The organism is Variovorax humicola (assembly GCF_037889915.1).
GTDB classification, from domain to species: Bacteria; Pseudomonadota; Gammaproteobacteria; order Burkholderiales; family Burkholderiaceae_C; genus Variovorax; species Variovorax humicola.
Window position 1 is genome coordinate 167,535 of sequence record NZ_JBBKZV010000004.1, and the last position, 19,680, is coordinate 187,214.

Below are 19,680 nucleotides of genomic sequence, written 5' to 3' on the forward strand. Positions count from 1 at the left end.
CTCCCTTCAAGAGGACAGGTCGCAATGGCCGGATTCTCGGCTCGCGCCCGTTTCAGGAGCCTAGCCACTTCCGACAGCGCTTTCAATTCGCGGCCTCGTCTACATCACTTCGCCGCCCGAAACGGATATCGACTGGCCGGTAACCGATGCCGCCGCATCACCGCAGAGCCAACGCACCGCATTCGCCACCTCGGCCGGCTGCACGATGCGTTGCTGCGGATTGACCGATGCGAATTCGGCCAGTGCTTCGTCGGCGCTGCGCCCGGTCTTGGCGACCACGTTGGCGACGCTGTCGCGCAGGATGTCGGTGTCGGTGTAGCCGGGGCAGACGGCGTTGACCGTGATGCCCTTGCGCGCCACTTCGAGCGCAAGCGAACGCGTGAGCCCGACCACGCCGTGCTTGGCCGCCGTGTAGGCGCTGACGTAGGCGTACCCCCGCTGGCCCGCCGTGCTGGCGATGTTGACGATGCGGCCCCAGCCCGCCTGCAGCATGTCGGGCAATGCAGCCTGCGCGCACAGGAAGCTGCCGGTGAGGTTGACCGCGAGCATGCGCTGCCAGAGTTCGAGCGAAGTCTTGTGGAAAGGCGCGCTCTCGGCCTGGCCGGCGTTGTTGACCAGGATGGAGACGGGGCCGAGCGCCGCGCGCGCGTCGGCAAATGCAGCGGCGACCGAGGCCTGGTCGGCCACGTCGGCCACCGCGATGAAGTGCCCGCCGCCGGGCAGTTCGTCGGCCAGGCGTTGCAGGCTTTCACGCTGCCGGCCGAGCAAGGTGAGCCTTGCGCCATCAGCGGCCAGCGTGCGTGCGATTTCAGCGCCGATGCCGCGCGCCGCGCCGGTGACGACGGCGTGACGGTTGTCGAGTGATTGCGTGGTTGTCATTTCTTTGTTGTGGGGGCGCGATCCCATGTGGTCGCGGTGACGCCGCGCTCGCGCAGCTTGAATTTCTGGACCTTGCCGTTCTCGGTGCGCGGGAGGTTGTCGACGATGTCGATATAGCGTGGGATCGCGAAGTATGGGAGGCGGCTTTCGCAGAACGTGGCGAGTTCAGCAACGTCGAGGTGGCTGCCGGGTTGCGCGATCAGCGAGGCCATGACTTCGTCTTCGGCCAGTTCGGACTGCACGGGGTAGACCGCCACGGTCGCGACCGCGGGATGGCTCAGCAGCACCTGCTCCACTTCGTACGACGAGATGTTCTCGCCGCGGCGGCGGATCGCATCCTTCATGCGGTCGATGAATCGGAACGCGCCATCGGGCTCGCGCACCACGCGGTCGCCGGTATGAAACCAGAGATTGCGCCATGCCTCCACCGTCTTGTCGGGCATGTTGAAGTAGCCGGTGGCGAACGCGTACGGCTCGTCGGCACGCAGCAGCAACTCGCCGGCCTCGCCATCGGGCAATGCGGCATCGGCGGTATCGGCCACGCGCGCCTCGAAGCCAGGCTGCAGCCAGCCCATGACGCCGGTGCGCTGCGCATCGGGCCGCGTGGCGATGACGAAGTTGGTTTCGGTCGAGCCGTAGCCTTCGAGCAGTTGCACGCCCGTGCGTCGGCGGAAGTCCGCACCCGCCTGTGCGGGCACGCCGGGGCCGAGGCCGACGCGCACGCGATGCGCGCGCTCACCCTCGCCTTCGGGCTGCGCCAGCAGGATCGGCACCATCGCGCCGAGCAGGTACACCACCGTGGCGCCACAGGCTTGCATGGCGGGCCAGAAGCCGGAGGCCGAGAAGCGCGGTGCGAAGACCACTTCGGCGCCCGTGAGCGCGGCTTGCGCGAAGGTGTTCAGGGCATTGATGTGAAACAGCGGCAGCGTGGTGCACAACACGTCTCGGTCGCTCAGACCAAGGATGCGCGCGGTGTTCGCGCCCCACCAATGGAACTGCGCATGCGGGCAGATCACGCCCTTGGCCGGGCCGGTGGTGCCGGAGGTGTAGAGGATGGCGAGCGTGTCGCCCGGCTGCACGTCCGCCGCCTCGGCTGCATCGCCGGGGGCGGGCATGCGGACTCTCGTCACGCCGCCGATGCTCGATCCGTCGGCAGCCTTCTCGCCGACGATCCAGACTGCGGCAAGCGCGGTCTGCGAAAGATCTGCCGTTTGCAGCCGCTCGGCCAGCGCATCTTCGATGACCAGCAGGCGCGCGCCGCTGTTGGCCAGGAAGTACTGGATCTGCGGCCCCATCGATGCGGTGTTGATCGGCACAGACACGGCGCCGAGCCAGCCGCAGGCCAGGAACACTTCGAGGCATTCGACGCGATTGCCGCACATGAGCGCCACGCGGTCGCCGCGCTGCACGCCCGCGCGCTGCAGTGCGCCGGCACGCCGGGCAACGATGTCGGCGGCCTGCGCATGCGTCCAGCGTGTGCCGGCGATCGAAAGCAACGGCTTGTCGCCGAAGTTCGCGCGCTGGCGCTGGAGCATCGCCGGCAGCGTGCGCGCGACCGGGGCCAGCGCTTCAGGTTCCGTCACGCGCGCTTCCTGCGATCTTTCGAGTGAGCCCGGATTCATTTCAGTTTTCCACCACGCTATCGCGTGACCCGCGACGCATGAAACCGGCGCCGTCGAATGCCAGGGATACCGCGGAACCGGCTTTGCCGGGCCGCTGGTATCGCCCCCTCGAGGGGCTCGAGGCGGAGGCGCCGCGGGCGCCTCGGGGGTGTTTCGTCCTAGTCATGCGTGCCGCCGCCGAGGTAGGTGGCCTGCACGCGCGGATCGCTGGCGAGTGCCTGCGATTCACCATGCAGCGCGATCTCTCCGGTTTCCAGCACATAGCCTTCATCGGAACTTTCCAGCGCTGCGCGTGCGTTCTGCTCCACCAGCAAGATCGACACGCCGTCGTCGCGCAGCTTGCGCACGATGGTGAGGATGTCGCGCACCACCAGCGGCGCGAGGCCGAGGCTGGGCTCGTCGAGCATCAGCAGTCGCGGTGCGGACATCAGCGCACGGCCGACCGCCAGCATCTGCCGCTCGCCACCGGAGAGCGTGTTGGCGCGCTGCGACTTGCGTTCGGCCAGCCGCGGGAAGCGGTCGTACACCGACTGCATGCGCTTCTTCAGCGCATCGCTGCGCAGGCGCTTGGTGTAGGCGCCCAGTTGCAGGTTGTCGAGCACGGTGAGTTCGCCGAACAGCTCGCGCTTTTCCGGCACGAGGCACAGGCCGCGCTCGACGCGCGACTCCACGTCGAGGCCGTGCATGTCCTCGCCCTCGAAGCGCAGGATGCCTTTCGACGGCAGCAAGCCCATCGCGGCTGCGAGCAGCGTCGTCTTGCCGGCGCCGTTCGGGCCGATCACCGAGATGATCTGGCCCTTTTCGAGCGAGAGCGACACGCCGCGCACTGCTTCGACCTGCCCATACGAAACATGCAGGTCCCCGATTTCCAACATGGAACTCATGCCACGCTCCCCAGGTATGCAGCCTGCACGCGCTCATCGGCACGCACCGCCGAAGGCACGCCCTCGACCAGCTTGGAGCCGAAGTTCATCACGACCAGGCGGTCCACCAGTTTCATCACGAAGTCCATGTCGTGTTCGACGATCAAGATCGTCACCCCTTCCTCGCGCAGCTTGCGCAACAGGTCGCCGAGCGCCATCTTTTCCTTGCGGCGCAGGCCGGCGGCGGGTTCGTCGAGCACCAGCAACACAGGGTCGGCCGCGAGTGCGCGCGCGATCTCCAGGATGCGTTGCGTGCCCAGCGGCAGGCTGCCGGCGAGTTCGTGCGCGCGGTCGCCCAGGCCGATGCGGTCCAGCTGCCGCTTCGCCTCCTGCAGGATCTGATGCTCTTCCATTCGATCGAGCCGCAGGCCCGCCTTGAGCACGCCGGCCCGGGTTCGCGCATGGGCACCGAGCGCCACGTTGTCGAGCAGGCTCATCTGCGGCCGCAGCTTCACGTGCTGGAAGGTGCGCGCCAGCCCCAGCCGTGCCACTTCGCGTTGCGGCATGCCGGCGATGTCGCGGTCGAGGAAGCGCACCTGTCCGGCGGTCATCGGCAGCGTGCAGGTCAGCAGGTTGAACATCGTCGACTTGCCGGCGCCGTTCGGACCGATGAGGCCGATGATCTCGCCCGCATTCACGTCGAAGCTCACCTCGTTCACCGCCACCAGCCCACCGAAGCGCTTGACCGCACCGTTGACCGACAGGATGCGCGTGCCGCGCTCCGGCAACTTGCGATGCGGCAGCGGTTCGACCGGCCCGGCAAGCTTCTCGTCCGATCGAGGTGCGCCGAAGCGCCCTTGCGTCAGCTTGCGCAGGAAGCCCATCAGCCCGCCGCGCGCGAAGTGCACCAGCAGGATGAAGATCGCTGCGAACGTGACGGCTTCCAACTGGCCGGCGCGCTGCGTCAATAACGGCAGCACGTCCTGCAGCGCGTTCTTCAGCACCAGCACCAGGGCTGAGCCCACCGCCGCGCCAGCCAGTTGCCCGAGACCGCCGGCCACCGCCATCAGCAGGTATTCGATGCTGGCACGCACGTCGAATGGCGCGGGGCTCACGAAGCGATTCATGTGCGCGTACAACCATCCGGCCAGCGCCGCGAACAAGGCGGCCAGCACGAACAGCGACAGGCGCACACGGTACGCGTCCGCCCCCACGCTGGCCAGCAGCGTCGCACCGCCCCGCAGGCTGCGGATCGCACGGCCCGGGCGCGACGCCAGCAGGTTGTAGCTGAACAGGAACGCCAGCCCGACGATGAGCCAGATCAGGTAGTAGATGGCGCGCGGCTCGACCAGCGACCAGCCCGCGATCTGCAACGCCGGAATGTTCGACAGCCCGGTATGGCGACCGAGCGCATCGACATTGCCGAACAGCATCGCGATCGACAGGCCCCACGCGATCGTGGAGAGCGGCAGGAAGTGCCCGCCGAGCCGCAACGTGAGCATGCCGATCGCCAGCGCCGACAAGCCCGTCAACAGCAGCGCGAACAGCAGCCCGATCCACGGCGACATGCCCTGCGCGGTGGTGAGCCATGCGGTCGAATACGCGGCGATGCCGACGAACGCCGCCTGCCCGAAGGACGTTGCGCCACCCACGCCGGTGAGCAGCACCAGCCCGAGCGCGACGAGTGCGCCGATGCCGATGTCGTTCATCAGCGAGACCGTGAAGTTGCCAAGCACCAATGGTGCAAGCGCAATAGCAGCGATAACCACGCCAATCAGCACACGGAAGTTAGAGCGGTGGTTCATAGTGCCCCCACGCTCGGCACTGCCGTGTCCTCGCTGCCCCCCAAGGGGGCGCGAACTTGCTTGGGGCGGCCCGGCGCGGCGTTCATAGTGCCCCCACGCTCGGCACTGCCGTGTCCTCGCTGCCCCCACAAGGGGGCGCGAACTTGCTTGGGGCGGCCCGGCGCGGCGTTCATAGTGCCCCCACGCTCGGCACTGCCGTGTCCTCGCTGCCCCCACAAAGGGGCGCGAACTTGCTTGGGGCGGCCCGGCGCGGCGTTCATTGATCCACCTCCTCTTCCTCTTCCTCGGAATGCGTGGTCAGGAACGACCTCAGCATCAGCACCGGAATCAGCAGGCTGAACACGATCACATCCTTCAGCGCGCCGCTCCAGAACGAAGCGAAACTTTCGACAAGGCCGACCGCCAGTGCGCCGATGGCCGTCATCGGATAACTCACCAGCCCGCCGATGATCGCGGCGACGAAGGCCTTGAGGCCGATGATGAAGCCCGAGTCGTAGTACATCGTGGTCACCGGCGCGATCAGGATGCCGATCAGGCCCGCCAGCAACGAGGCGCAGCCATAGGCCAGCATCGCGGTGCGTGCCGGCCGGATGCCGACCAGGCGCGCACCGACGCGATTGACCGCAGTCGCGCGCAACGCCTTGCCCGCCACCGTGCGCTCGAACACCAGGAAGAACAATCCGCTGAGCACGATGGCAGACGTCACCATCAGGATCACCTGCCCGCTCACCGTGAAGCCGTCGCCCAGCGTCAGCATGCCGGACGCCAGCGGCTGCGTGCGCGAACCTTCGGGCCCGAAGAACAGCAGGCCCAGACCCGAGATCAGAAAGTGCAGCGCGAGCGAAACGATCAGTAGCACCAGCACGGACGCATCCGCGATCGGCTGGAACACCACACGCGCCAGCAGCGGCGCGATGGGTACCACCAACAGCACCGTCGCCACGATCTGCAGGACGGGAGGAATGCCTGCGCGAGCGGCCAGCCAGGCCAGCACGCAGGGCACGGCAGGCACCAGTCCCCACAGCGCGACGGCCTTGGGAATGTGCGCATATTCGCGGCGCCGGACCAGGCTGCCAACCTCTGTCAACACCGCCAGCGCCGCCAGCGTCAGCACCAGGCCGATGGTCGGCGGCGTGCGGCCGGTCTCGAAGGCCGCCAGCGTCAGCGCCGCGAATGCGGCCACGTCGCCGAACGGCACGAACACCACGCGCGTGACCGAAAAGATCAGCACCAGGCCAAGGCCGGCGAGCAGATAAACGGCACCATTGGCCAGGCCGTCGATGCCCAATATGAGTGCAACGTCCCAGGTCATGTCAAGCTTCCTCGCCGAATGGAAGGGATACCGCCATTGCACGTGCAGTGACGCATGAAGCAATGCAAGCCAGGCGGGGAACACCGCGGAACCGGCTTTGCCGGGCCGCTGGTGTTGCCCCCTCGAGGGGGTACTCGGCGACAGGAAGTGCGCCGACACGGGGGTGGACCATCATTTCAGGGCGCCAGCTTCCACTTGCCGTCTTCCAGCTTGACGATGACACGCGCACGCTCGTCGACGCCGGAGATGTCGCCCGGCTTGAAGGTGTAGACGCCGTGCGTGCCCACCACTTCCTTGGCGCTGAAGATCGCATCGCGCAGCGCCACGCGAAACTCCGGCGTGCCGGGCTCGCCCTTGGCCCGCGAGGCGGCATCGGCGAACACCAGCCAGCCGTCGAAGGAATAGGCCGAGAACGCATCGGTCGTCGGCGCGTTATTGACCTTCTGGAAGGCCGCGCGGAAATCCAGGCCGATCTTCTTTGTCGGATGGGTGTCCGGCAGTTGTTCGGCGACGATGATCGGGCCTGTCGGCATCAATGCGCCCTGCCCGGCCGCGCCGACGACGCGCACGAAGTCGGGATTGATGAGTCCATGCTGGCCATAGACGCCGCCCTTGTAGCCACGCTCCTGCAACGCAAGGAACGGCAGCGCGCCTGGCGTGCCGGCGCCACCCGTCATCACCGCATCGGGCTTGAGCGCGACGATCTTCAGAACCTGGCCCGTGACCGACGCGTCGGCGCGTGCGTAGCGCTCGTTGCTTACCACCGTGATGCCGGCCTTGGGCGCGGCTTTCATCATGGCGTTGTAGACCAGGTCGCCCCAGGCGTCGGTAAAGCCGATGTAGCCGACGGTCTTCACGTTGTTGCGCTTCATGCGCTCGACCACCGCATCGATCATGAGCTGCGTCGGCTGCGCGACCGTCACGACCCAGGGGTTGTCGGCAGCGTCGAGCAGGATGGGCGTGAGGCCGATCATCGGCGTCTTCGTTTCCTTGGCCACCTGCGCCATCGCAATGGCGGCCGGCACGCCCGACGTGCCCATGAGCACGTCGACCTTTTCTTCCTCGACCAGCTTGCGCGCGTTGCGCCCGGCCGTGGTCGGGTCGGAGCCGTCATCCAGCACGATCAGCTGCACCTTGCGCCCATTGATCTCGCCCTTGTAGGCCTGTGCGGCCTGCATGCCCTTGGAGTAGGGAACGCCGAGCGACGAATTGGGACCGGAGAGCGACACGCTCAGCCCGACCTTGAGATCGGCCGCCAGCGCGGTGGTGACGAATGCGGTCATCACGGCCGTCGCAACCGCGCTGCGGGTCAGGGTCTGCATCAAGCGATTCATGAAGTGGCTCCTCGGGGGGTAGGTAGTGGTGTCAAACAGGAAAATCAGATGAAAAGCTGCACGGCCGGCAAGGCGCGACCGGCCTCCAGCAAGTCCACGCGCTTCTGCCGGATGCGCAGGCCCTCGGCTGTGCGCACCAGCGTGTGCTGGTAGCTGCCGGCGAGCATCAGTTGCTGCTCGCCGCGCGCTTCGATGTAGAGAAAGGGCGTGCGCAGCGTGGCCGTGTCCGCGGCGATGGCCTCGACGGCCGGCGACTGCAGCACGTGCTGGCAATGGCTCCGCGGATGCTGCGAATGCGCGCGCGGATCCTTCAGGCGCTCGATGCGCAATTGCAGCAGGAGCTTGTCTTCATACGCGAGCGAGTTGTGCGAGTGCGGGTCGGTCTGCAAGCGACCCAGCAGCGGCACCCAATAGCGGCCGTCTTCGGCGAACAGGGCGAGCCAGTCGTCGAAGCGCCGTTCGTCGAGCAGAGCGGCCTCGTTCACGACCAGTGCGCGCAACGCGGTCTCGTCGAATGCGGTGATGGCCAACTCGTTCACGCGGCAGCCCCCATGCGCAGGGTCATGAACGCCGACCAGGCACGAAACTGGTTGCGCATCAGCAGTTCATTGGTGCCGTTCGTGTCCTGCGTGGATACGTCGAACTCGCCAGCCTTGAAGTCGCGATGCAGGCTCACCCACTCGTTGCCTTCGGCGCGCAAGCCTTGCTGCATGCTTTCGAACAGGTGCACGTCGTCATGCGCGACCATCGACATCGGCGAGAACACGAGCCGGTTGTAGCTCATGGCGCGCTCGAACAGCACGTCGGGCGCCCCGGCAGCGCGAAAGGCGTAGGCCTCGACCAGCGTGCGGTCGGCGGCCAGCGGCCGGATCACGCGGATGGCCTGCGGAGAACCCTTGACCGACAGGCTCGGAAACAGCACCGAGTTCTGCGGCGACCGCTGCAGTATTTCCGTCGCGCGATCCACGCCATGAGCCTCGCGCATCGCCTGTTCGTAGTCGGGCAACTGCGCATAGTTCGAGTGGATGCTGAAGTTGATCCCCAGCACGCTGTGCCCGTGCGCGAACACCCGTCCGCCCATCTTGTCGAAGAAGTCGTAGCCCGAGCCGAACGGCAGGATCTGTTCCATGGCCATCGGCTTGGGCTCATCGGCAGCGCGCTCCTTCCACACCGTGTTGGCGGCCCGCGTGGCCGATTCGTGCGTCGACATCGGATGCACCGTGTCGTTGATGTTCTCGAGGTACATCTTCCAGTTGCAGTGGATGATGTTGCGCATTGCGCCACCCGCCAATGTGAGCTTGCCTTGCGGCGAGCGGTCAACCATGTTGTCGATGGCTCGCAGCACCTCGCCGAAGTAGTCCTCAAACCCTGGCCCTTCGTCGCCAAGCCGCACGAACACGAACTCGCGATACACGGCGACGTGCTTCACCGCGGTCAGCCCCTGTCCTGACTCGCACTCTTTCAGCCGAGTGCCCTCATAGCCGCTCTTGATCGGAATCGCGAGCGGCGACCCGTCGAGCTTGTAGGTCCAGGCGTGATACGGGCAGCGAAAGAACTTGCCGGCGTTGCCGCAGGCATCGCTGACCAATTGCGTGCCCTTGTGGGCGCAGCGGTTGTAGAAGACCCGGATGCCACCGTCGGGCTGCCGCACCAGCAGCAGCGGCTTGCCGGCGATGTCCTGCGCAAGAAAGTCACCCGCATTCGGCACCTGGCTCGCATGCCCGAGGTAGTTCCAGGTATTGAAGAAGAAGTGCTCTTGCTCGAGCGCGAACAGTTCCTCGCTCAGGTAGAGATCGCGATGCACGCGGTCCTCCTGAACGAGTGCGCGGATCGCATCGGGACGGTCACGGTAGTTCATGTGCAGCGCTCCGCGCGGAGAGGGTGAACGAGGAACGACTCACATTCGACATGGCTTCAGGGCACCAGCTTCCACTGGCCCTTCTCCATCCTGACGATCACGACAGCCCGCCGATCCGACCCATACCGGTTGTCCGGCTTGAAGTTGTAGACGCCGTGCGTTCCCACCAGCTCCTTCGTGTTCACGATCGCATCGCGCAGCGCCGTCCGGTACTGCGGCGTCCCGGGCTCGCTCTTCACGCGAGAAGCCGCATCCGCAAGCAGCAGATACGCGTCGTAGGTGTAGGAAGAAAACGCATCCGTCGGTGCAGCTCCGTTTGTCTTCTGATAGGCCGCACGGAACCCCATCGACACCTTCTTGATCGGGTTGCCGTCCGGCAACTGGTCCGCCACCAGCACGGGCCCGCTCGGTACCTGAAGCCCCTCGATCGAAGCACCGCCGACCCGCACGAAATCCGCGTTGATCAGCCCGTGCGTCCCGTAGATCTGCCCCTTGTAGCCTCGCTCCGCCAACGCAAGGTAAGGCAGCGCGCCTGGCGTTCCCGAGTTGCCTGCGAACACCGCATCAGGCCGTTGCGCAACGATCTTGAGCACCTGCCCCGCAACGGATTGGTCGCTGCGCGCGTACCGCTCGTTCGCCACGATCTTGATGCCCGCCGGTTCCGCACTCTTCGCCAGCGAGTCATAAGCCAGGTCGCCCAGCGCATCGGAGAACCCGATGTACGCAACAGTCTTCACGCCCTGCTTCTTCATGCGGTCCACCACCGCTTCCACCATCAACGGAAACGGCTGCGACACCGTCACAGTCCAGGCGCCTTCGGGGCCCGGGATGACCACCGGCGTCGGCGAGATCAACGGCGTGTTCAACTCATTCGCTACCGCCGCAATCGCCATCGCCCCCGGCACGCCCGAGGTGCCGATCAGCACGTCCACCTTGTCATCCACGACCAGCTTTCGCGCATTGCGCCCGGCAGTCGTCGGGTCCGAGGCGTCGTCCAGAACGATCAGCTCGACCTTCCGGCCGCCGATCGTCGGATGCTCCGCAATCGCCGCGCGAATGCCCTTCTCGTAAGGAATGCCCAGCGCGGCGACCGGCCCCGACAACGAACTGATCACGCCGATCTTCAGGTCCGCCGCGAAAGCCTGCGCCACACCCAGCGCAAGCGCTGCGACAACGAACACGCGTGTGCATCGCTTCATGTTCATGGCACCAGCTTCCACTGGCCCTTTTCGAGCTTGACGATCACGCGCGAGCGGTCGTCGGAGCCATAGCGGCTGTCCGGCTTGAAGTTGTAGACGCTGTGCGTTCCCACCAGCTCCCTGGTGCTCACGATGGCATCGCGCAACGCCTCCCGGTATTGCGGCGTGCCAGGCTCGCCCTTGGTGCGCGAAGCCGCGTCGAGCATCACCAGCCAGCCGTCGAACGAGTAGGCCGAGAACGCATCGGTCGGCGCCGCACCATTGGCCTTCTGGTAGGCCGCACGGAAGTCCATCGACACCTTGCGCATCGGATTGCCATCCGGCAGTTGCTCGGCCACGATCACCGGCCCGGTCGGCGCCAGCAGGCCCTCGACGGATGGCCCGCCCACGCGCACGAAATCGGGGTTGATCAAGGCATGCGTGCCATAGATCTGGCCCTTGTAGCCACGGTCGGTCAGCGCCAGGTACGGCAGCGCGCCCGGCGTGCCTGACGTGCCGGTGATGACCGCATCCGGCTTGAGCGCAACGATCTTCAGCACCTGCCCCGCCACCGAGGTGTCGGCGCGCGCATAGCGCTCGTTGCTCACCACCTTGATGCCGGCCGGTTCCGCGCTCTTGTTCAACGCGTCGTAGACCAGGTCGCCCCACGCGTCGGAGAAGCCGATGTAGCCGACCGTCTTCACGCCCGACTTCTTCATCCGCTCGACCACCGCGCTCACCATCAGCGGCGCCGGCTGAGGCAGCGTGACCATCCAGGCACCCTCCTCGCCCGGCAGGTTGGCGTTGGCGATCGAGATCAGCGGTGTCTTCGTTTCGCGCGCCACGGCGGCGATGGCCAACGCGCCCGGCGAGCCGGCCGTGCCGATGATCACGTCGACCTTGTCTTCCTCGATCATCTTGCGGGCGTTGCGCGCCGCGGTCGAGGGATCGGACGCGTCGTCGAGTTGCACCATGGTGATCTTGTGGCCGGCCACTTCCGACTTCCAGGCCATGCCGGCCTTGATGCCCTTCTCATACGGAATGCCCAGCGAGGAAACCGGCCCCGAGAGCGAGGTGATGAAGCCGACCTTCAAGTCGGCCGCGAAGGCGCTGGCGACGGCGAGCGCGCTGATGCCCAGGGCAAGTCCGGTGCGGATGCAGAGGCGGGTCGAGGCTTTCATGGCTTTCCTTCGTGGGTGATTCGGCACAACAACATGATTAATCAACTATTTAACTCTAAACAATACTAGTGATGGGCTGCCATGGCGACCAGAGGAACTACCTACTTGCGCCAGTGATGGAGCAACTAGAGCGCCAGGCTGCCCACGCTGGTGCCGCCGCAGACGTACAGCACTTGCCCGGTCACGAAACTGTTGGCCGGGTCGGCAAAGAAACTCACCGCACGCGCCACGTCGGCCGATTCGCCGAGGCGCTTGACGGGCACCGACGAGGCCAGCGCACGCTCCTTGTCGCTGCCCTGCTCCACCACGTCGTAGAACATGTCGGTGCGAATCGGGCCCGGCGCGACGACGTTGACCGTGATGCCCTCCGGCGCCAGCTCGAGCGCCCATGTGCGCGCCATGCCCAGCATGCCGGCCTTGGTCGCCGAATAGCTGGTGCGCGTGGCCAGGCCCACGGCAGCGCGCGACGACAGCAGCACCACGCGGCCGAAATGCTGCGCCCGCATCGCCGGCAGAGTCGCCTGCACGAGCTGGATGGCGCAACCGAGGTGCAGGTCGACCAGCGCGTCGAGATCGTCGAGCTTCACGTCGGCCAGCAAGGCGGCGCGGATGACGCCGGCGTTGTGCACCACCGTGTTCACGTCGAACTGGTGCGCCAGTTGGTGGACGGCTTGCGCTGTTGCCACGCGGTCCATCAGGTCGACTTCGATGCTGTGCATCTTCGGATGCGCGATGTCGCTCTTGCGGCGCGCGAGCGAGATCACTTCGTAGCCCTTGGCGAGCAGGTCCTCGCAGATGGCCTTGCCGATGCCGGCACTGCCGCCTGTGACGGCGGCGACTTTGCGGATGGTCATGATCTTCTTCCTTCCACCAGCGCCAGCACGCGCAAGGGGCTGCCGCTGCCTTTCTGGATCTTGAGCGGCGGGCAGATCAGCACGGCGCCGGTCGGCGGCAACTGGTCCAGGTTGCACAGGCACTGCAGGCCGTAGCGCCCCGCGCCGTGCATGTAGTAGTGGCACGGATATGGCGGGCGCAGGTGGTAGCCCTGGCCTGCGTCGGTGCCGATGGCCTCGGAGCCGAAGCCCAGCACGTCGCGCTGCTCGACCAGGAAGCGCACGGCTTCCGAACTCGGGCCGGGCGTGTGCTGGCCGGTCTCGTCGAAGTTCTGGTAGGCCTCCGGGTCCCGGCGCTGCGACCAGTCGGTGCGCATCAGCACCCAGGCACCCTTCGGGATGCGGCCATGCGTTGCTTCGAAGCGCTCGATGTCCTCGACCGTCATCAGGTAGTCGTGGTTGGCCTTGACCTGCTCGGAGCAGTCGATCACGCAGGCCGGGGCCACGAAGTGCTGCGCCGGGATCGTGTCGACGGAGTTGTTCGGCAGGTCCTTGCCGGAGATCCAGTGGATCGGCGCATCGAAGTGCGTGCCGGTGTGTTCGCCGCAGGAAAAGTTGTTCCAGTACCAGCCGGGGCCGCGCTCGTCATAGTGCGAGACCTCCTCGATGCGGAAAGGCCAGCATTGGCCCATCTCGGGCGGCAGCGCAATCTGCGGGAACTCGGGCGTGAGCGTCTGCGTGAGGTCGACCACGCGGATCTCGCCGGTGGACATCGCGCTGACCAGTCCGCCGAGCAGTTCGGCGGCGGATGCGAGAGTGCTTGTCGTCATTTAGTCGGATTCCTTTCGGGACACATCGCGGAGCAGAGCACGCCGTCGGCGTGATCCCGCCCCCCATCCACAACCTCGGCCGCCAGCAGCGAAAGTAAACGTCGGCGCTGACCCATATCAACCACCTGCCGCAAGTTCGCGCTCGAGGACCTTGGGGTTGTCGCGCCAGCGCTCCAGCCATTCCTGTGCCACGTCGCCGGGATAGACGTCCTCGACGCCATCGCGCAGCGCCTTGACGATGGCATTCGCCAGCGTGGCCGACAACAACTTCGGCGGCGGCACGTGCTGGTTCCATTCGTCGTCGATCGGCCCCGGGAACACGTTGACCACGCGGATGCCGGCCGGCCGCATCTCGGCGCGCAGGCATTGCGCCAGCGAATGCGCCGCCGCCTTCGACGCGCTGAAGGTGCCGTGCGGCGGGAAGTTGCTGAGCGCATAGACCGACAGCAGGTTGACCCAGGCGGTCGCGCCCGTCTCGCCGTCGGCGGAGCGGCCCTTCAGCGCAGGGCCGAACTCCTGCGCCAGGCGCAGCAGGCCGAAGTAGTTGATGTCCATCTCGGCCTTGGCCACGTCGGTGCCGCGGCGCGCGCCGATGCCGAAGGTGCGGTGCACCTCGGCGTTGTTGATCACGATGTCGACCTTGCCGCCGATCTCGCCCGCCAGTTCGGTCACCGAGCGGCCGTTGGTGAGGTCGAGCGGCACCAGCGTCACCTGCGGCAGCGCGGTGATGTCCTCCAGCCCACCAGTCTTCTTCCACGGCTCGGCATGGCCGACCCACACGATGTCGGCGCCGGCCTTCACCAGCGCACGCACGATGGACTGGCCCACCTCGGTCTTGCCATCGGTCACCAGCACCTTGCGGAACTTCGGATCGCTGGTCATTTCTCGCAGCATCTTGTCGTCGGCCATATGGGCGCTCCCTTCATTCGGAAATCCAATCAGAACTGCCTGTCCCGCGCGGTCGAGCCGGGCGCCCACGCGTACGCGAGTCGGCGCGTCGCCGACCTCGCCGTGCATGTGGACCATCAGCGTCGGGCCGGCGTCGAGGTGCACCAGGCCCAGCCGCCACGGCAGGCGCTCGCGGAAGTACATGTCGTTGCTGTGATGCAGCGTGGTGGTGCCGAGCAGGTTTCCCTCGCCCGACTGTTCACGCCAGCGCAAGGCAGCGGACAGGCACTTGTGGCAAGCCTCGCGCGGCGGGTACTGCACGGTGCCGCATTCATCGCAGACCTGCAGCTCGAAGCGTCCTTCGGCGGCGGCGGCGGTGATGCCCAGCGCGACGCGGCCGCGCGCCCACGGCGGCAGGTTCATCTGCCGCGTGCGCAGGACCGGGTTCTTGCGCTTGGGGCGCATCAAGGGCATGGTCATTCGGGTCTCCCAAGGATCACGGCGCCGGTGCACAGGCAGCGGTCGTAGGTCACCATGCCGAAGCCCGCCACGAGCCCGAGCCGGGCATCCTTCACGGCACGCGGACCGGCCTGGTCGGTCAGTTGGCGGATCGCCTCGGTCATGCCGAGGAAGCCGCCCGCCGCACCGGCTTGCCCCGCGGACAGCTGCCCGCCGCTGGTGTTGTTCGGAAAGCTGCCTTCGTATGTCATGCCGTGCGATTGCACGAAGGCCGAGGCCTCGCCCTTCTCGCAAAAGCCCAGGTCCTCGAACTGCATCATCACGATCACCGGGTAGTCGTCGTAGGTCTGCACGAAATCGAGCGCAGCGGGTTGCACGCCGGCCTGAGCGTACAGGTCGTCGCGGTCGACGCGCCAGCCGCCGCGCACCATCACCGGGTCGTCGGCATAGGCGTTGTGGCGCTCGATGGCGCCGCGGATCACGACGTGCGCCAGGCCCAGGTCGCGCGCACGCTCCTCGCTCATCACGAGGAAGGCCTCGGCGCCGGCGCAGGGCATCACGCAATCGAACAGATGGATGGGATCGGAGATCGGCCGCGCGGCCATGTACTCGTCGAGCGTCAAGGGCTTCTTGAACATCGCGTGCGGATTGCCCAGCGCATTGGTGCGCTGGTCGACCGCGACGCGCCCGAAGTCCTCGCGCGTCGCGCCGTAGGTGCGCATGTAGTTCGCCGTGATGAAGGCGAAGATGGAGTTGGGCCCGCCCGCGCCGTAGGGATAGGTCGCATCGCGCGCGAAGTTGCTGAAGGCGCCCAGCGTCTGGCGGAATGAATCGACATGGTTGGTGTCGGCCGCCACGCAGGCGACCACGTCGGCGTCGCCCGACTGCACCGCACGCGCGGCGCGGCGCAGGCACATCACGCCCGACGCGCCGCCAGTCGGCACATGGTCGAGCCAGCGCGGCGAAAGGCCGAGGTGCTGCGTCACGCCGACGGCCGTATCGGGCACCAGCGAAAAGCTGCTGAGGCACAGGCCGTCGATCTGCTCCTTCGCGAGCCCGCTGGCCTTGACCAGCGCATCGACCGCATGGCCGATGAACCAGTGCGCCGAGCGGGTGGAGTAGCGCACATAGGGCACGGTGACCGGCACGGCCACCGCGACGCCCTCGTACGACTTTCTGTTGGTCATGCCTGCCTCTTCTTCATCGACCGCGTGTCGATGCAATTCGCCTGCCCCGGCAACGCATGGGCAAGCTCGCGCAACTGCCCGCGCTGGATCTTCTGCGATGGCGTGAGCGGCAGCGCGTCGACGAAGGCGACATAGCCCGGAGCCTTGTAGTACGCGAGTTGCGCCAGCGCGTGCTCCACGATGCTGGCCGCCAGCGCGGCGGACTGCGACGTGTCGGCTTCCTCGCGCATGACGATGCAGGCCAGCACCTCGTCGCCGCGCACCGCGTCGGGCGTGGCGGCCACTGCCGAAGCCTTCACGGCCGGATGCTGGTTGAGCACACTCTCCACCTCCACGGCAGAGATGTTCTCGCCACTGCGGCGGATCACGTTCTTCTTGCGGTCGACGAAGAAGAAGTTGCCGTCAGCGTCGCGGCGCACCAGGTCGCCCGTGTGGAACCAGCCATCGGCCCAGGCCTCGCGCGTGGCTTCGTCATCCTTCAGGTAGCCCGAGAAGAAATAGCGGCGCGGATCGTCGCCCGCGGAGCGCACCAGCAGTTCGCCCGGTGCGCCGGCGGGCACGTCGCCGCCTTCCTCGTCGACGAGCCGCACTTCGAGGAAGCCGGGCTGCCGGCCGAAGCAGCTGCTGCCGACGAGGCGCGGCTCGCGGTTCGCCATCACGCAGGCGCCGGCACCGGTCTCGGTCATGGCCCAGGCCTCGACCAGCGGGAAATTGAAGCGCTCCTCGAAGGGCGCGTGGTTCTTGCGATCGACACCGGCGCCGAAGCCCCAGCGGATCGCATGGTCGCGGTCCGCCTTCGAGGCCGACGCGCTCAGCAGCATGGCCGGCATCACGCCGAGGTAGTGCGCGATGGTGGCGCCGCTGTCGCGCGCGCTTTGCAGCCAGGTCTTCGGATGGAAGCGGTCGAGCTGCACCAGGCAGCCGCCCGCGACCAGCACCACCATGGTCGAGAACGCCATCGCGTTCATGTGGTTCAGCGGCAGCGGCGTGATGACGCGTTCGGTATCGCGGCGGACGCTGCACACGCCGTCCAGCGCCGCATACCACTCGCCTGCGCGCAGGAAGTAGGCGTTGTCCAGCATGCAGCCCTTGGGTCGGCCTGTGGTGCCCGAGGTATAGAGCAAGCCGCATTCGCTGCCAGTGCCGACCGGCTGGCCTGCATGCGGCGCCGCGGTCCTGGCGGTCGGCACGGCGCCGCCCGCTTCCATCGTGTCGAAGGCAACCCCGGCTTCGGACGCGGCCGCTCGCAAGTCGTTCGCGCGCGCCGGCAGCGTGACCGCCAGGCCGATCTCGCTGTGGCCAATGAGGTAGATCAACTCTGCCGAGCGCATCTCGGCATTGATCGGCACCACGCTCACGCCCAGCGCGTTGAGCGCGAACCAGTGGAAGAGGAAAGCCGGGCGGTTCTCCAGCAGCAGCCCGACACGGTGGCCGTGGCCCCAGCCGGCGCCCTGGTAGGCGATGCGCAGGCGCTCGACCTCGGCCGCGGCTTCGCTCCAGCAGACCGCGCCCGATGCAATGCCATAGGCGGCCGCGGTCACCGGCTCGGTGAACAGGAAATCCGCATCCGGCGTGCGCGCCGCGGTGGCGCGAAAGACGTCGTAGACAGTGGCGTGCATGGCTTCGATCAGATGAACAACTGCACCGCCGGCAGGGCCGCGTCGCAGTTGAGAAGGTTCACGCGCTTGAGCGTCATTCGCAGCGCGCCGCCGCTCACCGTGAGGTGATGGAAGAAGGTGCCCACGTAGAACTGAAGCTCGTCGCCTTGAGACTCGGTGTAGTGGAACTCGGTGCGCACGACGAACTGGTTGGCCGCCTCGTCGAAGGATTCGACCGTCGGCGTCTGGAGCAGGTGATGGCAGCGGCTCGGCGGCTGCTGCGAGAAGGCGCGCGGGCTTTTCAGGCGCTCGATGCGCAGCTCGCGCAGCAGCTTGTCCTCGAACATGTGCGAGGTGTGCTGGATGCCGTCTTCCTGCTCGGGCACGAGCGGCAGCCAGTAGAAGGCGTCGTCGGTGAAGAGCGCGTTCCACTCCTCGTAGCGCTTGGCGTCGAGCAGGCGGCATTCGTGCACGACGAAGTCGATGAGGTCCTGGCGGGTGATGGTGGTCATCGCATGCGCCTCACATCGTCGCGGTCATGTGGCGTTCCCATGCGCGGTACTGGTTGCGCATCGAGATCTCGCTGGTGCCGATGGTGGTGACGTCCTTCTGCCCGATCTCCGCCGCATCGAAGTTGCGATGCAGGCTGACCCACTCGTTGCCGCTCGCGTGCAGGCCGGCCTGGATGCCGCGATAGGCCTGCAGGTCGTCATGGCCGACCACCGAGAAGGGCGAATTGATCAGCCGGTTGTACATCGTCGTGCGATGCAGCAGCTCCGGCGGCGCGCCCTTCAGCCGGAAGGTCCAGCTCTCGACCAGCGTCTTGTCGACCGCGATCGGCCGGATCACGCGGATCGACTGGATCGCGCCCTTGATCGTGAGGTTCGGGTAGTACACCGTGTTGTGGCGCGCGAGGCCCAGGATCTGCTGCGTGCGCTCGGGGCCGTAGGCCGCCTGCATGGCCGCTTCGTACTCCGGAATTGCCGAGTACTTGCTGTGGATGCTGTAGTGCACGCCCGAGAAGCTGTGGCCGTTGTCGAACACGCGCACGCCCATGTCCTCGAAGAACTTGTAGTCCGACATGAAGGGCACGAACTGCTCGATGGCCATGGGCTTGGGCGCATCGCCCGGCTTGTCGGCCCACATGGTCTTGGCGGTGCCGGCCGAGGACTCGTGCGCCACCATCGGGTGCATGGTGTCGTTGAGGTTCTCGATGAACATCTTCCAGTTGCACTGGTGCATGAAGCGCAGGCAGCCACCGGCGATCTCGAGCTGCCCCTCGGGCGAGCGGTCGGCCATGTTGTCGATGGAGCTCAGCGACTCGCCGAAGAACTCCTCGAAGTCGGGCCCCACGTCGTTGAGCTTGACGAAGATGAAGCCGCGGTAGAGACGCACGTTCTTCACCTGCGTCAGGCCCTTGGCCGATTCGCACTCGGTCAGCTTCGTGCCTTCGTAGCCATTCTTCAGAGGGATCGACAGCAGCGAGCCGTCGGTCTTGAAGGTCCATGCGTGGTAGGGGCAGCGGAAGAACTTGCCGGTGTTGCCGCAAGGCGCGCTCACCAGCCGCGAGCCCTTGTGCGCGCAGCGGTTCATCATCACGCGCACCGAGCCATCGGTGTGGCGCACCACGATCAGCGGACGGCCGGCGATCTCGTTGCTGATGTAGTCGCCGGGCTTGGGCAACTGGCTGTCGTGGCCGACGTAGTTCCAGGTGTTCGCGAAGAAATGTTCCTGCTCCAGGTCGAACAGTTCCTGGTTGATGTAGAGGTCGCGGTGCACGCGGTCGGGCTGCACCAGCGCGCGAATCGCTTCGGGGTTGCCGCGGTAGCTTGTCATGTGGTGTTGCCTCCTTC

General features: G+C 66.6%; 17 protein-coding genes. All 17 read right to left on the reverse strand.

Translation table 11 applies throughout. The features are described 5' to 3' along the window. Nucleotides 1-99 precede the first annotated feature (99 nt). On the reverse strand, nucleotides 100-879 hold the full coding sequence (locus WKW80_RS09555) for an SDR family NAD(P)-dependent oxidoreductase (RefSeq protein ID WP_340363331.1): 780 nt from the start codon (nucleotides 877-879) through the stop codon (nucleotides 100-102). Then, a complete protein-coding gene (locus WKW80_RS09560) occupies nucleotides 876-2,414 on the reverse strand; it encodes an ATP-dependent acyl-CoA ligase (RefSeq protein WP_422822885.1) in 1,539 nt (512 codons plus the stop codon). Before WKW80_RS09560 ends, WKW80_RS09555 begins: the two co-directional genes overlap by 4 nt. Nucleotides 2,415-2,659: 245 nt before the next feature. Continuing rightward, nucleotides 2,660-3,385 carry an ABC transporter ATP-binding protein gene (locus WKW80_RS09565; RefSeq protein ID WP_340363333.1) on the reverse strand — a complete coding sequence of 242 codons (726 nt, stop codon included), beginning with the start codon at nucleotides 3,383-3,385 and terminating at the stop codon, nucleotides 2,660-2,662. After that, the gene (locus tag WKW80_RS09570) at nucleotides 3,382-5,169 is read right to left on the reverse strand and encodes a branched-chain amino acid ABC transporter ATP-binding protein/permease (RefSeq protein WP_340363334.1); all 1,788 of its coding nucleotides are present in this window, start codon (nucleotides 5,167-5,169) and stop codon (nucleotides 3,382-3,384) included. Before WKW80_RS09570 ends, WKW80_RS09565 begins: the two co-directional genes overlap by 4 nt. A 256-nt stretch (nucleotides 5,170-5,425) precedes the next feature. Beyond that, the gene (locus tag WKW80_RS09575; RefSeq protein ID WP_340363335.1) at nucleotides 5,426-6,481 is read right to left on the reverse strand and encodes a branched-chain amino acid ABC transporter permease; all 1,056 of its coding nucleotides are present in this window, start codon (nucleotides 6,479-6,481) and stop codon (nucleotides 5,426-5,428) included. A 176-nt stretch (nucleotides 6,482-6,657) separates the two neighbouring features. Continuing rightward, entirely contained in the window at nucleotides 6,658-7,815 is a 1,158-nt protein-coding gene (locus WKW80_RS09580; RefSeq protein WP_340363336.1) for an ABC transporter substrate-binding protein, read from the reverse strand. Between the two features lie 44 nt (nucleotides 7,816-7,859). Then, entirely contained in the window at nucleotides 7,860-8,354 is a 495-nt protein-coding gene (locus WKW80_RS09585; RefSeq protein WP_340363337.1) for an aromatic-ring-hydroxylating dioxygenase subunit beta, read from the reverse strand. Then, a complete protein-coding gene (locus WKW80_RS09590; protein WP_340363338.1) occupies nucleotides 8,351-9,673 on the reverse strand; it encodes an aromatic ring-hydroxylating dioxygenase subunit alpha in 1,323 nt (440 codons plus the stop codon). The genes WKW80_RS09585 and WKW80_RS09590 overlap by 4 nt, the downstream gene beginning before the upstream one ends. A 56-nt stretch (nucleotides 9,674-9,729) precedes the next feature. Next, on the reverse strand, nucleotides 9,730-10,872 hold the full coding sequence (locus WKW80_RS09595; protein ID WP_340363516.1) for an ABC transporter substrate-binding protein: 1,143 nt from the start codon (nucleotides 10,870-10,872) through the stop codon (nucleotides 9,730-9,732). 2 nt (nucleotides 10,873-10,874) lie between these two features. After that, nucleotides 10,875-12,032 carry an ABC transporter substrate-binding protein gene (locus WKW80_RS09600; RefSeq protein ID WP_340363339.1) on the reverse strand — a complete coding sequence of 386 codons (1,158 nt, stop codon included), beginning with the start codon at nucleotides 12,030-12,032 and terminating at the stop codon, nucleotides 10,875-10,877. Nucleotides 12,033-12,157: 125 nt separating this feature from the next. After that, on the reverse strand, nucleotides 12,158-12,886 hold the full coding sequence (locus WKW80_RS09605) for an SDR family oxidoreductase (RefSeq protein WP_340363340.1): 729 nt from the start codon (nucleotides 12,884-12,886) through the stop codon (nucleotides 12,158-12,160). Then, a complete protein-coding gene (locus WKW80_RS09610; RefSeq protein ID WP_340363341.1) occupies nucleotides 12,883-13,695 on the reverse strand; it encodes a cyclase family protein in 813 nt (270 codons plus the stop codon). Before WKW80_RS09610 ends, WKW80_RS09605 begins: the two co-directional genes overlap by 4 nt. A 117-nt stretch (nucleotides 13,696-13,812) precedes the next feature. Next, complete coding sequence (locus WKW80_RS09615) at nucleotides 13,813-15,063, reverse strand: SDR family NAD(P)-dependent oxidoreductase (RefSeq protein WP_340363342.1); 1,251 nt, start codon at nucleotides 15,061-15,063, stop codon at nucleotides 13,813-13,815. Next, the gene (locus WKW80_RS09620) at nucleotides 15,060-16,229 is read right to left on the reverse strand and encodes a thiolase family protein (RefSeq protein ID WP_340363343.1); all 1,170 of its coding nucleotides are present in this window, start codon (nucleotides 16,227-16,229) and stop codon (nucleotides 15,060-15,062) included. Before WKW80_RS09620 ends, WKW80_RS09615 begins: the two co-directional genes overlap by 4 nt. Beyond that, nucleotides 16,226-17,848, reverse strand: a complete 1,623-nt coding sequence (locus WKW80_RS09625; RefSeq protein WP_340363344.1) for an AMP-binding protein — start codon at nucleotides 17,846-17,848, stop codon at nucleotides 16,226-16,228. The genes WKW80_RS09620 and WKW80_RS09625 overlap by 4 nt, the downstream gene beginning before the upstream one ends. A gap of 8 nt (nucleotides 17,849-17,856) precedes the next feature. Beyond that, a complete protein-coding gene (locus tag WKW80_RS09630) occupies nucleotides 17,857-18,339 on the reverse strand; it encodes an aromatic-ring-hydroxylating dioxygenase subunit beta (RefSeq protein WP_340363345.1) in 483 nt (160 codons plus the stop codon). 10 nt (nucleotides 18,340-18,349) lie between these two features. Beyond that, nucleotides 18,350-19,663: an aromatic ring-hydroxylating dioxygenase subunit alpha gene (locus WKW80_RS09635; protein ID WP_340363346.1), complete on the reverse strand. Its 1,314-nt coding sequence runs from the start codon at nucleotides 19,661-19,663 to the stop codon at nucleotides 18,350-18,352. Between the last annotated feature and the right edge of the window lie 17 nt (nucleotides 19,664-19,680).